The sequence below is a fragment of the Epilithonimonas sp. genome (genome assembly GCF_032054305.1).
Taxonomy (GTDB): Bacteria; Bacteroidota; Bacteroidia; order Flavobacteriales; family Weeksellaceae; genus Epilithonimonas.
In genome coordinates this window covers 393,949-408,461 of sequence record NZ_DAMBSX010000003.1, presented here as the reverse complement: position 1 = coordinate 408,461, position 14,513 = coordinate 393,949, and the positions used below count along the sequence as shown (strand labels likewise).

Sequence of the window (14,513 nt, the reverse complement as noted above, 5' to 3'; positions counted from 1 at the left end):
GTCCTAAAAAATTGTATTTTTGAGGATTAAATTAATATTTATGGGAAAAATCATTGGCGTTGCGAATCAGAAAGGAGGTGTTGGTAAGACGACAACTGCTGTAAATCTGGCATCGGCCTTAGGTGTTTTAGAAAAGAGAATTCTTTTGATAGATGCAGATCCACAGGCTAATGCAACTTCTGGTTTGGGTGTAGAGGAAGTTAATTTCTCCACATATAATTTGCTGGAACACAGTGTGGAAGTTACCAAATGTATTCTGCCAACCAGTTCGCCAAACGTAGATATTATCCCTTCGCACATTGATTTGGTAGCAGCCGAGATAGAATTGGTGGACCGTGATAATCGAGAATATATGATGCGAGAGGCTCTGAGTCCGATTAAAGATCAGTATGATTATATCATTATAGATTGTGCACCAAGTTTAGGTTTGATCACCATCAATGCTTTGACTGCTGCGGATTCTGTTATTATTCCGATCCAATGTGAATATTTTGCTCTGGAAGGTCTTGGTAAATTACTGAATACCATTAAAAATGTTCAGAAGATCCATAACCAGGATCTTGACATAGAAGGATTATTGCTGACAATGTATGATAGTCGTTTGAGATTGTCAAATCAAGTTGTAGAAGAAGTGAATTCGCATTTCCCGGAAATGGTCTTCGAAACAATTATCAGTAGAAATGTACGCCTTAGTGAAGCACCAAGTTTTGGAGAAAGTATCCTGAAATATGACGCAGAAAGCAAAGGTGCTATCCAGTATATTCAGCTGGCAGAGGAAGTGCTTCTGAAGAACGAAAAATTAATTAAAAATTAAAATGATTTTTTTGAAATAATATTTCATTGATTATCATTTACTAATTGTCATTTATACAAAATGAGAGATAAAACAAGAGCAATGGGACGTGGTTTGGGGGCCATCCTGAACGCAGAAAGCAAGACGAATATCAATTCTGCTTCCGATGAGGGCGCAAAGACATTGGTAGGCAATATTGTTGAAGTTCCAATTGAAGATATATACCCGAATCCCAATCAGCCAAGAACTTTTTTTGATGAAAAAGCACTTAATGATCTAGCGGAATCCATCAAAAGCTTGGGGATTATTCAACCGGTAACACTTAGAAAAGATGGCGCAAAGTTCGAGATCATCTCTGGGGAAAGACGTTTTCGCGCTTCCAAAATTGCAGGGTTAATTTCTATTCCGGCTTATATCCGCTTGGTCAATGATCAGGAATTGTTGGAAATGGCTTTGGTTGAAAATATCCAGAGAGAAGACCTTGATCCGATTGAAGTGGCTTTGACTTATCAAAGACTTTTGGATGAGGTTGGAATGACCCAGGAAAATCTAAGTCAGCGTGTTGGTAAAGAAAGAAGTACAATTACAAATAGTGTTCGCCTTTTAAAATTGTCTCCGGATATCCAAAACGGAATCAGAAGCGGACAGATTTCTGCGGGTCATGGTCGTGCAATTATGAGTTTGGATACGGATGAGAAACGCCAAGACCTTTTTGAGAAAATTATCAAAGATCAACTCAATGTAAGACAGTCAGAACAACTTGCTGCACAGTTGAAAAATTCTCATGATAAAGAAAAAATTGTAAAGCAGGCAATTGTTCCGAATCATGTAAAAAAAGCACAGAAAAATCTTTCAGATATCCTAAATGTCAATGTCGAGATCAAGACTTCGGCAAATGGGAGAAAAGGAAAGATCGTTCTTGATTTTAAAAATGAAGAAGAGCTGGAAAGCATTCTTGCTCATATTAGATAAATGAAAAAAATACTTTCAATTTTCTTATTCTTCTTCTTTTGTTTTGCTCTTTCACAAGTGAATCGGAATGATACGATACGTGTGGAAAATCATCCGAAAGATAGTATTCCTGCTGCCAGACCAATGGCAGAAGCCCAGATTTTAGAAGATATCGAAGATAATAATGCACCTGCAAAAATCACCAAACTAAGTCCCACAAAAGCAGGTCTTTATTCTGCTGTCCTGCCCGGATTAGGACAATTTTATAATAAGAAATATTGGAAAATTCCTTTGGTTTGGGGCGCAGTCGGGACAGGAGTAGGTATCGCACTTTGGAATGATAAGCAATACAAACGTTACCGGAATGCTTATGTAGCAGAACTCAATGGTCTTCCGCATGAATTTTCCGATATTAATGGTATTACAAAAACCGTTTTGGGAAATGCACAGGATAGGTCCAAAAGACAACGTGACTATGCGATAGGAATAACTGCTTTGATCTATATCCTTAATATCGTGGATGCTGTTGTAGACGCCCACCTTTATGAAGGTCGCCACGATTCGGATCTGGCAATTGTCCCATCGGTCATCAATGACCAATTCAGTACAAGTGAGGCAAAAGCAGGTCTAACTCTAAGCTTCAGATTCTAAATAATCTCAATTTAATTTTAAAATGAAAATAGCATTAGTCGGTTACGGAAAAATGGGGAAGATCATTGATGAGATCGCACAAGGCAGAGGTCACGATATTGTTGCCAGGCTAAAAGAAACTCCAACCAAGGAATCCCTGAACAATGCTGATGTTGTCATCGAATTCTCAAATCCCGAAGCTGCTTTTGAAAATATCAAAGTTTGTCTAGAGAATCATATTCCTGTAATCTGTGGAACAACGGGCTGGTTGGATAAAAAGCCGGAAATTGAGAAAATCACTTTAGATAATAATAGTGCATTTTTATACGGTTCTAATTTTAGTTTGGGCGTCAATCTATTTTTCGCACTCAACGAAAAATTAGCCAGATTGATGAGTAATGTCAAAGAATACTCTTGTCAGTTAGAAGAGATTCATCACATTCACAAGTTGGATGCGCCGAGCGGAACTGCTATTTCCATTGCAGAAGGAATTATTGAAAATTCCAAATATGAAGCTTGGAAACTGGATGAAACCAAAGATAACGAACTAGGAATATTTGCTATTCGTGAAAATGAAGTTCCGGGAACTCATAGTGTTTTTTACAGATCGGAAGTGGACGAGATAGAAATCAAACACACTGCTTTCAACAGAAATGGATTTGCTTTGGGAGCAGTAATCGCGTCAGAGTGGATTGTTGATAAAAAAGGTGTTTTCTCTATGAAAGATGTTTTAGGTTTGTAATTTTTTCAAATTAATTCTTTCCTTTAAGATTGGGGTGAAAATTAATTTAGGAGTAAAAACTGTAACAAAAACAATACATCAAAAACTAATTACTCAAATTGCTGAAAGCTAAAGCCGAAGCCAAATGAAATATTTATGAATTATATTATTACTTATACAGTTTATGTTCTCATTATCAGTGTTCTGATGGGACTTACAACTTGGAAGTTATTCAAGAAAATGGGACATAATCCATTATTCTCGTTTGTTCCTTTTTATAATTATTTGATTATTCTCAAAGAAACCAAACATCCGAAATGGTGGGCGATCTTATCATACTTACCAATTGTTGGTCCGATAATGATGTCTGTTTTTCACCTTTTCTTGATGAAAAAATTTGGAAAGAGAGGAGCTTTGAATGGAGTTTTGACAGTAGTTCTGCCTTTCATTTTTATGGCAACGGTGAATTACGGAAAAGACCCGGAAATTGAAACTGAAGAAGAGGAAGAAGAAAGTAAAAAGAAAGAGACATTTTTAGGTTCAGTAACTTTTGCGGTAGTTTTTGCGACTATTATTCATGCTTTTTTGACACAGCCATTCGGTATTCCGACAGGTTCGATGGAGAGAACTTTATTGGTTGGAGACTTTCTTTTTGTGAACAAATGGGCCTATGGTTACAGAATGCCAATGAGACCTGTTGCATTACCGTTTTTGCAGGGAACCATATTTGACGCGGGACAAAAAGGAAATCCAAAAGATGACCCGAAATCTTACGTTGATGCGGTTAAACTGCCATATCTGAGACTGCCTGGTTATGACGAGATCAAGAGATATGACATTGTTGTTTTCAACTATCCACAAGATTCTGTACATACCGCAATCGATAGAAAAGACCCATATGTTAAAAGATGCGTTGGTATTCCTGGAGATGTTATCGAGTTCAGAGCCGGAAGATTATTTATAAATAATGCGCCGGAGAAAATTCTTGGTGATGAGTATCAGCAACATAAATTTATAGTTAAGAGTTCAGAACAATTAGATATTCAAAGGCTTTATAAAATCTATGGTTTTTTACCAGTTAGAGAGAATCAGGAGGATTCAGGTTTTGTCTATGAATTTCAAGGACTGACCGATAAAACAAAAGAAGAAATTAAACAGATTCCCGGAGTAGAAAGTGTTGAGGAAGATGTTATGAAAAAAGGAAAATCAGCTGTAGCTTATTATAAATATGCAACAGACGGTGATGGAAGATATCTTTTTGATAAAGAAGGTAGTCTTATTCCTGCATCAAGAATAGATTCTTCAAACAGCATTTATCCTGTAAACAAACCTTGGAATCAGGATTGGTACGGACCTCTTAGAATTCCGAAAAAAGGCGATATTGTAACACTTGATCAGGAAACTTTACCAACGTACAAATGGATCATCTCCGAGTACGAGCACAACAAGCTTGAAAACAAAAATGGAAAGATCTACATCAACGGACAAGAAACCAATCAATATACCATCAAACAAAATTATTATATGATGATTGGGGACAACCGCGATGCGTCTTTGGATGCGAGATTCTTTGGAGTTGTTCCGGAAGAAAATATTGTGGGAAGACCCATGTTCACTTGGCTAAGTGTAGAAGGATTGTTCTCCGATGCTAGCTCAACTTATCAGGCGCCGGGTAAAAAGATCCGTTGGGACAGGATGTTCAAAGCCACTAACACTGGCGAGGCAAACAAAACTTCCTATTGGTGGGTTGCCGTGATTATTTTGGTGCTGTTCTTCGGTTGGGATTATTTCGCCAAACTTTTCGGAAAGAAAAAAGAAGAAGATTAATTTAATAATTTAGAAGCTTAATCCCGCTATCCACTCTATCTTTTTTGTCATTGCGAACAACGTGAAGCAATCTGTTGAAATTTTTGACAATCGCAATAACAAAAAAGGATGCCGTTCCTATCGGGGCTATGGGATTTATCCTCCGAAATAAAGATTCAACACTTTGTCAGAGATTATTATCTTTGACAAAGTTTTTTTAATTAATATCCTCCAATAATCATTCAAAACTTATATAAGCGAAGCGCCTTTGTGAACCTAAAAATATTTAATTGTAAAAAACTTGGTGTCCTTTGTGTTAAAATTTTCGAATGATTTGAAAGAGGATTATCAAAAATAAATATGAAAAAAGTTCTTTTACCAATATTCTATTTACCACCACTTTCGTGGTTCTCGGTATTCCTAAATGAAGAAAACGAAGTCGCTTTCGAACAATTCGAAAACTTTCCAAAGCAGACTTACAGAAACAGAGCAGCAATCTACGGAGCCAATGGAAAATTACCATTGATCATTCCGATTAAACATACAGGAAAACGAGAAATAAAAGATGTCGAGGTTTCTTTTGCCGAAGATTGGCAGAAGCTCCATTGGAAGTCCATCAAAACAGCTTATCAAAGCACTCCTTATTTCGAATATTACGAAGATAAGCTCAAAAAAATATATGGTGAGCAGATTATTTCTTTAAAAGAATTTAATCTCAAGGCTTTAGGTATTATTCTTGATATTCTGAAGACCGAAAAAAAGTATGAGCTGACCAACGAATATTTCAAAAACCCGGAAGCAGAAGATCACAGAGAAAAATTCTCCGCAAAATCCGAATCAACATCTGAGTTTGAAGAGTACTTTCAGAGCTTTTCGGACAAGAATGGATTTATAAAAGATTTATCTATTCTCGATCTGATTTGTAACATTGGGCCAGAAAGTTTGACTTATATCAAAAATATAAAACTCGATTAACAGCCACGAAACTCTATAAACGAGATTTTATTTAATTAAAAATAATTATTTATATGAAATCGCTTGTTGCAAAAAAACGTCTGATCAAAGATTAGTGAAATGAGCGATTGGATAAGGCAATTAAAAAAATAGATTTATACTTATGAAAAAATTATTGATAGCGGCAGCTTTTTTATATGCAGGATTTGGATTGGTTCATGCGCAGACAGCTTCTCCGCAGGAAGATAAAGACCAAAAAACTTGGTATCATAAAAATTATGCAACTACAAAAGTTTATGGAGTTAACACAGAAAATGCTTACAAATTTTTAGAATCGAAAGGTCTAAAACCAAAAACTGTCATTGTCGGAGTTTTGGACAGCGGAGTGGAAGTTGATCACCCGGGATTGATCAAAAATATGTGGACAAACCCAAACGAAATTCCTAACAATGGAAAAGATGATGACGGAAACGGTTACATCGATGATGTTCACGGCTGGAATTTCCTGGGAGGTAAAAACGGTGACATCGATGTTGATAATATGGAAGTAACGAGAGTCGTGAAAAAATATCAACCAATTTTCGAAGGCGATGATTCTGCTAAGAATAAGGAAAATCAAGCAAAGATGCCGGACGATTTTGCGATGTATATGAAATCCAAAGAGATTTTTAACAAGAAAAGTCAAGAGGCAAAACAAAGTCTTCAGATGTACACGATGATCAACAATTCTATCCCGGATATGGTGAAATTGTTAGGTGATAAAACATTGACAAAAGAGAACTTGGCAACGATAAAACCTTCTACCCAACAGGAAGCTATGGCGATGCAGGTTCTTGCTCAGGTTGCAAACGACCCTCAAGTAGCAGGGAAACCAGCTTCTGAAGTTAAAACTTACATGGAAGCTCAGATGAAGGAGGCACTGGACTATTTCACACCACAGGCTGAGAAAGGTTACAACCTGGATTTTGACCCTAGAAAAGAGATCGTTGGTGATAATTATGATGATTATTCTGAGAAAAGCTACGGAAATAACCACTATGAAGGTCCAGATGCAAAACACGGTACTCACGTTGCTGGAATTATTGCAGGTCTGGCAAACGGTTCCGAACCTCAATATGGTGTAGCTTCCAGAGTTGCTAAGATCATGACTGTAAGAGCTGTTCCGGATGGGGATGAAAGAGACAAAGATGTTGCAAATGCTATCCGCTATGCGGTTGACAACGGTGCGAAAATCCTTAATATGAGTTTTGGAAAACCTGTTTCTCCGGGTAAAAATGTAGTTTGGGATGCATTCAAATATGCAGAGAGCAAAGGTGTCCTTTTGGTAAAAGCAGCAGGGAATGAAAACGAAGATATTGCAGAACATCAGTACTTTCCAACTAATTTCAAATCTACCTCAGACGAAAAACCTTTCATTAACAATATGATCGTAGTTGGTTCGAATACAAATGATGCAAATGCTTTGAAATCAAGCTTCTCTAATTATGATCAAAAAATGGTAGATGTTTTTGCGCCAGGTTCGGAAATCTATTCAACAGTTCCAGATGGGAAATATGAATATCTTCAAGGAACATCTATGGCATCTCCTGTAGTAGCAGGTTCTGCCGCAGTTTTGCTGGCGTATATGCCAAATCTAAAACCGGAACAGATCATAGAATCTCTTGTTAAAACAACAAATGTAAATGCAACGAATGGATTTGATAAGTTATCAAGATCCAATGGTGTGATAGATGTAGCAAAAGCTGCGGAATATGCATACAAGAATTTCTATAAAGCTGAAGTGCCTTCAAAATCTGTAAAAAAACCAGTTAAGAAAAAAACACATAAAGCAATAGATAAGAGTAAGTTATAAGATCAATACTTAAAATAAAAAATCTGAGAGAGTCTCAGATTTTTTATTTTTTATCCTTTGGCATAATTTTTTGTAATAACTTAGCAGTAAATATAAAACTATGAGAAAATTAATTTTTTTAGGATTTATTGGAGCCGCTTTGATTTCCACATCTTGTGCTTCAAATAAGACTGGAGTAAGTGCGGGCGAAGCTCAGACAGTACGTTCCGAGGTTATGAAACTAAAAGGGGAATGGACAATTTCTAATGTAGATTATAACAAATCTTTCAAGATAAAACCTTTTGATGAAGGAGCAGATATCAACTGTTTTGTTGGCAGCTCTTGGAAACTGATCCCGAATAATTATACAGGAACTTACTCCTTGAATGGAGGAGGAGATTGCCCGATGAAAACGCAGGCTATCACTTTTAGTGTTGATAAATATAGCAATGTATCTATCAAAAAAGTTGGTGAAGGTGAAAAAGCTAAGAGAGTAACATCTGGTTATATGCTGAGACTGGAAAATCCAACTGAAAATAGTTTTACACTGGTTCAGTCTGTAAATGCGGACGGTTCACCAATGGATGTGCGTTACAATTTTACGAGAACAGCTAAATAATATTAAAAATACATATAATGAAAATAACTAAACTAAACATCGCTGCATTTTTTATCTCAGGTTCACTCTTATTGACAAGTTGTGAAAGTGTTCAAAATGCTAATAATACACAGAAGGGTGCTGCAATTGGTACAGCAGCCGGAGCCGTTCTTGGGGGAATTTTAGGGAATAACCTTGGAAAAGGTGGCAATGCCCCACTTGGAGCTGTGTTAGGCGGAGTTGTTGGTGGCGTTGCCGGAGGTGTTATCGGTAACAAAATGGACAAGCAGGCCAAAGAGATCAAAGATGTATTGCCAGGAGCGGAAGTAGAAAGAGTTGGTGAAGGTATCAAAGTGACATTGCACGAAAATACAGTTAACTTCGATTTTAATTCTTCTAATTTAACTACTCTAGCAAAAAATAACCTAGATAAATTAGTTACAGTCCTTAAAAATAATCCGGATACAAATATTAACATATACGGACATACGGATAGTATTGGTAGTGATGCTGTTAACTTGAAGATCTCAGGTCAGAGAGCTGCTGCTGTAAAAAACTATTTTGTAGCTAACGGTATTTCTGCTTCCAGGCTATTCACAGAAGGATTAGGTAAATCCAGTCCTATTGCTTCTAACGATACAGATGCAGGTAGAGCACAGAACAGACGTGTAGAATTTGCAATTACGGCAAATGAAAAAATGATCAATGATGCTAAATCAAATTAACAATCATTCATTTTAATATAAATAATAAACCGCAATTTGCGGTTTTTTTATTTTAATGCTACTTTTGCATAATTATAACCATTTGATGAAGAATTATTTAAAATTAATAAGAGTAGAACAATGGGTTAAGAACTTATTTGTTTTTGCTCCTCTATTCTTTTCTGGCAAAATTACTAATACTCATCTTTTCTATGAGAGTATTTTTGCATTCTTAGTATTCTCTTTTACAGCGAGTTCTATTTATATCATCAATGATTATTTTGATATCGAGTCCGATAGAAAACATCCGGAAAAGAAGAGTCGTCCTTTGGCAAGTGGAGCTATTTCCAAAATGAGTGCAAAGATTTTATTTTCCTTCTTGATTCTTTTATCCATATCATCTGTTTTCATAGGAAACTATATTTTTCATACCAATTTCTGGAAATTCGGGGTGATCATCGCTTTTTATTTTGTGATGAATCTTTTCTATACATTCAAACTGAAACAGGTTGCTATTGTTGATATTTGTATCATTGCCATTGGGTTTGTTCTTAGAGTACTAGCTGGTGGTTATGTCACAGGAGTTGTTGTTACCAATTGGGCAATTCTATTGACTTTTGTTTTAGCTTTAGTTTTGGCGATAGGAAAGAGAAGAGGAGAACTGATCAATGCCCAGATCTCTGGAAAAACCAGAAAAGCTTTGGATGGTTATAACGTTCAGTTTGCAGATATTGCATTGTCAATCAGCTGTACTTTGGCAATCATTTGTTATCTGATGTTTACTTTGTCACCAGAGGTTCAGGCAAGATTTCATCCGAGAGTTTTTTATACAGTAATTTTTGTGGTGTTCGCATTTTTAAGATATCTTCAACAAACTCTCGTCTATAACAAGACCGAATCGCCAACGAAAATTGTTTATAAAGACCGTTATATACAGGTCACAATTGTCCTTTGGGTAATCGTTTTCCTTTTACAGATCTATTTTAAGAAATAAAATCACTCCATTATAAACTGAGTCAGTAATAGATTCAATTTTTTAAGAAACCAAAAACCAACAGATGAAGCCGAATTTTGTACAGAAAGTGACCAACTGGGGAAATTTTCCAATCGTGGAAAAGGAAATGAGGTCAGATGATTCTATTTCTAAGATCAAGCAATTTGTAAGAGAGAATAATGAAGTCATTGCAAGAGGAAACGGTCGTTGCTATGGTGATGCTTCTCTCGGCGAACATATTTTTTCTACAAAAAGATTGAATAAATTCATCTCTTTTGACAGACTCAACGGAATAATCGAATGCGAATCCGGCGTTCTTTTATCAGAAGTTTTAGAAGTTTCCGTTCCGCAAGGTTATTTTCTTTACGTAACGCCCGGAACCAAATACATTTCCGTCGGAGGTGCAATTGCTTCGGATGTTCACGGAAAAAATCATCACGCAGAAGGTTGTTTTTCAGAATATGTAACTGAGTTTAAATTGTTAAATGAAAACTCAGAAGTTATTATTTGTTCCCGTAATGAAAACTCTGATAAATTCTGGGCAACAATTGGTGGAATGGGTTTGACTGGAATTATTCTGTCAGCTAAATTCAAACTGAAAAATATAGAATCGGCTTATATCAGACAGGAAAGCATCAAGGCAGAAAATCTGGATGAGGTTTTTAAATTATTCGATGAAAGTGAGGATTGGACTTACAACGTAGCTTGGATTGATTGTTTCCAAAAGGGAAAAAACCTAGGCCGTTCTATTTTAATGAGAGGCGAACATGCTCTGAAGGCGGAATTACCATACAATCTTCAGAAAAAATCATTGAAACTAAAAGAAAAATTCAAACCGACAGTTCCTTTTTATTTTCCTGGATTTGTTTTGAATGCTTTGACTATCAAGATTTTCAATTTTCTTTATTACAATAAGCAAACAAAGAAACAGCTTAATAATTTTATTGACTACGAAACTTTTTTCTATCCTTTGGATGTCATCAATAATTGGAATAAAATCTATGGAAAAAGCGGATTCATCCAATATCAAATGGTAATCCCGAAAGAGAATGGAAAAGAAGGAATGCGGCAAATCCTCGAAGCCATTGCAAAAAGTGGAAATGGTTCCTTTTTAGCTGTTTTGAAATTATTTGGTAAAGATAATCCGTTGGCTTATAATTCATTTCCGAAAGAAGGTTACACTCTAGCTCTGGATTTTAAAGTCAATAAAGGATTGAAAAAATTAGTTGACCAACTGGATGCAATCGTTGAAAATTTTGGAGGAAGAATTTACTTAACAAAAGACAGTATGAGCAAATCTTCTTTGACCAATTATCTTCAAAATGTCAATTCATCAAAATTTGTTTCATTACAACATAAGAGAATTCTTAATAATGGTTGTTAGGATTTAGTTTCATTATTAACTCTAATACTTTCAAACTCTAACACACTAAAACCTAATACCAATTATGATAGTTCTTGGTTCCAATTCTGAAGTTGCACAGGCATTCGTAGAAGAATGTTTAACGAAAGGAGAGAAATTTCCCACTGTTTATTTGTTGAGTTCCAACCCGGAAACGACAGAGAAATTCGCAGGCCATCTTCAGGTAAAGTTTCTTCAGAATTCAGAAATTATTCTTTTAGACTTAATGAACGAGATTGATTATAAGACTTTGGAGAACATCAATTCAGATTTGTTGTTTTGTGCAACAGGTTATTTGGGTTTAGGAACGGAAGAAGGACTTTATGATGATGAAAATACCGCTCAGATTATCGATGTCAATTACGCCAAATTAGTTCCCGTGCTCAATTTATTCGCCAAAAAAATGGAATCCAAAAGACAAGGAACAATGATAGTATTATCATCTGTTGCTGGAGAAAGAGGGAGACAAAGTAATTTCATCTACGGAAGTGCCAAAGCAGCGTTGACAGCTTATCTTAGTGGATTGAGGAATTATCTTTTCGATAAAAAAGTTCACGTTCTGACTGTGAAACCAGGTTTTATGGACACCAAAATGACGGAAGGTTTACCACTAAATCCAGCTTTGACCGCAACGCCTAAAAAAGCAGCAGAAGGAATCTATAAAGCTTATAAAAATAAAAAAGATGTTGCTTACGTTTTACCAATTTGGGCAATTATTATGATGATAATCAGAAATATTCCAGAGTTTATTTTTAAGAAATTAAAGCTTTAAAACCCGATGAAAAAATTATATTTATTCGATTTTGACGGAACCTTAAGTTACAAAGACACAATGTTTTTGTTCTTAAAGTTTTATGACCCTGCCAAATTTTCTGTCCAGTTTCTGAAGCACGTTCCTCTTTTTGTTTTGTTGAAGTTAAAATTAGCAGATACAGAAGCCGTAAAGAAAAGTTTCATTTCATCCATTTTAGGAGGGCAGTCCAGATATCAAATCGAGAGAAAAGCACAACAGTTTTTTGATGAGAATTATCCGTCTTTGTTCAGAGAAAATGCTTTGGATTTTATTAATAATATTGATAGAGAAAACACAGAGTCTTACATCGTTTCCGCATCATTAGATATTTGGGTAAAACCTTTTGCGGAGAAATTCAATATGAAGTTGCTTTCTACACAGGCAGAATTCAAAGATGATATTTTCACTGGAAATTTTATTGGGAATAATTGCAACAAAGAAGAGAAAGTAAACCGAATAAAACTGGAAATCGGCGATAAGAAATTTGGCAAAATCATTGCTTTCGGGGATACTTCCGGAGACAAAGCAATGTTCAAATTCGCAAATGAATCACATTATCGATTTTTTCACTAATTTAGTAGCTTTAAAATCCGAATCAATTTCGGCTTCAAATCTAATTAAAATGGAAAGAATTTATCTGGACAACGCAGCCACTACGCCTCTCGACGATGAGGTGATAGACTGTATGGTGAATGTTTTAAGATTCAATTATGGCAATCCGTCATCTACGCACAGTTTGGGACAGGAAGCCAAGACCATTTTGGAAGAAGTGAGGCGAAAGATTGCCGATTCTTTGAGAGTAACTCCGGGCGAAATCGTTTTCACATCCTGTGGAACAGAATCTAACAATATGATTATCAAATCTTCGGTCAATTATCTTGGCGTAGAAAGAATCATCACTTCAGCCTTGGAACACAAATGTGTCGCTGAAACCTGCCTTGAAATGAAGAAACTGAAAGGTGTAGAGTTGGTTTATCTAAGACCAGATTCCAACGGCGACCTCGATTTGAATAAATTAGAAGAATTACTGAAAAACTCAGAAAAGAAAACTCTGGTAACATTGATGCACGCCAACAACGAAATCGGGAATATTCTTGATATCGAAAAAGTAGCTCATCTTTGTAAAGAAAATAATACACTTTTCCATTCCGACACCGTTCAGACAATGGCACATTTGGATTTGGATTTTTCTAAAATTCCGGTTGACTTCGCTTCTTGCAGTGCACACAAATTTCACGGCCCAAAAGGTGCCGGATTTGCATTCGTAAGAAAATCTTCCGGTTTGAGAGGAATCATCACAGGCGGACCCCAGGAAAGAAGCCTGAGAGCAGGAACTGAAAATGTAACTGGAATTGCAGGTCTTGGAAAAGCTTGGGAGATTTCGCAGGAGAAAATGGAGGATTATAAAAATCATATTCAGGATATCAAGAATTATACGATCCAGCAATTAAAAGAAAAAATCGAAGGCGTAAAATTCAATGGAAAAAGCGCCGAAGACAGCAGTTTATATACGGTTCTGAATCTTTTGTTGCCTTATAAAAATCCATTGATCGGATTACAATTGGATATGAAAGGGATTGCAATTTCGCAAGGAAGTGCCTGTAGTTCCGGAGCTTCGAAGCCTTCTATGGTTTTGATGTCCGTTTTATCGGAAGATGATTTGGATAATTCCACGCCGGTCCGTGTATCGTTCAGCCATTTTACCAAAAAGTCTGATATTGATGCATTTGTGAGTGCGTTAGAAGAAATAGGCAAACAATTCGTTATAGAAAAAACTGATAGTTTACATAGATAATCAACAGAAGAAACAAACTTAAAATTTTGTAATTTTGTTCAATAAAACAATTAAGAATAAGAAATCATGGCAGTAGAAATTACAGATCAATCCTTTCAGGAAACAGTATTAAATTCAGATAAACCAGTTTTAGTTGACTTTTGGGCTGCTTGGTGCGGACCTTGTAGAATGTTGGGACCAATCATTGAGGAAGTTGCAACAGACTTTGAAGGTAAAGCTTTGGTAGGTAAAGTAGATGTTGATAATAATCAGCAGATTTCTGTAGATTACGGAATTAGAAATATCCCTACAGTTTTAATTTTCAAAAATGGGGAAGTTGTAGATAAAATCGTAGGTGTAGCACCGAAAGAGGTAATCGCTGAGAAGCTGAATGCTTATCTATAGTGAAATTAATATAATTGAAAATGAACGCTTTTCTATTTGAAAGGCGTTTTTTTTTATTTAAAATTTGGAGATGTAAATTATTGTTGTATTTTTGCAACCACAATAACGAAAGGTAATCATCTTAGTTATGGCAAAAGATCCGGTAGTTCAGCTGGTT

At 35.9% G+C, this 14,513-nt stretch carries 15 protein-coding genes and 1 tRNA gene (1 of these 16 running past the window's edge); all 16 read left to right on the top strand.

The window, feature by feature from the left end; genetic code table 11:
* The first annotated feature begins 40 nt into the window (after positions 1-40).
* Entirely contained in the window at positions 41-814 is a 774-nt protein-coding gene (locus tag RTX21_RS08680) for a ParA family protein (protein ID WP_312766877.1), read from the top strand.
* 60 nt (positions 815-874) lie between these two features.
* Positions 875-1,765: a ParB/RepB/Spo0J family partition protein gene (locus tag RTX21_RS08675; protein WP_312766875.1), complete on the top strand. Its 891-nt coding sequence runs from the start codon at positions 875-877 to the stop codon at positions 1,763-1,765.
* Positions 1,766-2,395, top strand: a complete 630-nt coding sequence (locus tag RTX21_RS08670) for a DUF5683 domain-containing protein (RefSeq protein WP_312766873.1) — start codon at positions 1,766-1,768, stop codon at positions 2,393-2,395.
* A gap of 22 nt (positions 2,396-2,417) precedes the next feature.
* Complete coding sequence (gene dapB, locus RTX21_RS08665; protein WP_312766872.1) at positions 2,418-3,116, top strand: 4-hydroxy-tetrahydrodipicolinate reductase; 699 nt, start codon at positions 2,418-2,420, stop codon at positions 3,114-3,116.
* Between the two features lie 135 nt (positions 3,117-3,251).
* Positions 3,252-4,922 carry a signal peptidase I gene (gene lepB / locus RTX21_RS08660; RefSeq protein WP_312766871.1) on the top strand — a complete coding sequence of 557 codons (1,671 nt, stop codon included), beginning with the start codon at positions 3,252-3,254 and terminating at the stop codon, positions 4,920-4,922.
* 339 nt (positions 4,923-5,261) lie between these two features.
* On the top strand, positions 5,262-5,876 hold the full coding sequence (locus RTX21_RS08655; protein WP_312766870.1) for a WbqC family protein: 615 nt from the start codon (positions 5,262-5,264) through the stop codon (positions 5,874-5,876).
* 142 nt (positions 5,877-6,018) lie between these two features.
* Positions 6,019-7,707 (top strand): S8 family serine peptidase, encoded by a 1,689-nt coding sequence (locus RTX21_RS08650; protein ID WP_312766868.1) that lies wholly within the window; start codon positions 6,019-6,021, stop codon positions 7,705-7,707.
* A gap of 100 nt (positions 7,708-7,807) precedes the next feature.
* The gene (locus tag RTX21_RS08645; RefSeq protein WP_312766866.1) at positions 7,808-8,305 is read left to right on the top strand and encodes a lipocalin family protein; all 498 of its coding nucleotides are present in this window, start codon (positions 7,808-7,810) and stop codon (positions 8,303-8,305) included.
* Positions 8,306-8,322: 17 nt separating this feature from the next.
* Positions 8,323-9,009 (top strand): OmpA family protein, encoded by a 687-nt coding sequence (locus RTX21_RS08640; RefSeq protein ID WP_312766864.1) that lies wholly within the window; start codon positions 8,323-8,325, stop codon positions 9,007-9,009.
* A gap of 85 nt (positions 9,010-9,094) precedes the next feature.
* Positions 9,095-9,982 (top strand): decaprenyl-phosphate phosphoribosyltransferase, encoded by an 888-nt coding sequence (locus RTX21_RS08635; RefSeq protein WP_312766862.1) that lies wholly within the window; start codon positions 9,095-9,097, stop codon positions 9,980-9,982.
* Between the two features lie 64 nt (positions 9,983-10,046).
* On the top strand, positions 10,047-11,366 hold the full coding sequence (locus RTX21_RS08630) for an FAD-binding oxidoreductase (RefSeq protein ID WP_312766860.1): 1,320 nt from the start codon (positions 10,047-10,049) through the stop codon (positions 11,364-11,366).
* Positions 11,367-11,430: 64 nt separating this feature from the next.
* Complete coding sequence (locus RTX21_RS08625; RefSeq protein WP_312766858.1) at positions 11,431-12,156, top strand: SDR family NAD(P)-dependent oxidoreductase; 726 nt, start codon at positions 11,431-11,433, stop codon at positions 12,154-12,156.
* Between the two features lie 6 nt (positions 12,157-12,162).
* Positions 12,163-12,750: an HAD family hydrolase gene (locus RTX21_RS08620; protein WP_312766857.1), complete on the top strand. Its 588-nt coding sequence runs from the start codon at positions 12,163-12,165 to the stop codon at positions 12,748-12,750.
* Positions 12,751-12,799: 49 nt separating this feature from the next.
* A complete protein-coding gene (locus RTX21_RS08615; RefSeq protein ID WP_312766856.1) occupies positions 12,800-13,972 on the top strand; it encodes a cysteine desulfurase family protein in 1,173 nt (390 codons plus the stop codon).
* A 66-nt stretch (positions 13,973-14,038) separates the two neighbouring features.
* Complete coding sequence (trxA, locus tag RTX21_RS08610; protein ID WP_027384703.1) at positions 14,039-14,356, top strand: thioredoxin; 318 nt, start codon at positions 14,039-14,041, stop codon at positions 14,354-14,356.
* Between the two features lie 136 nt (positions 14,357-14,492).
* Positions 14,493-14,513 (top strand) — tRNA-Asp (locus tag RTX21_RS08605); it runs 153 nt beyond the window's last position.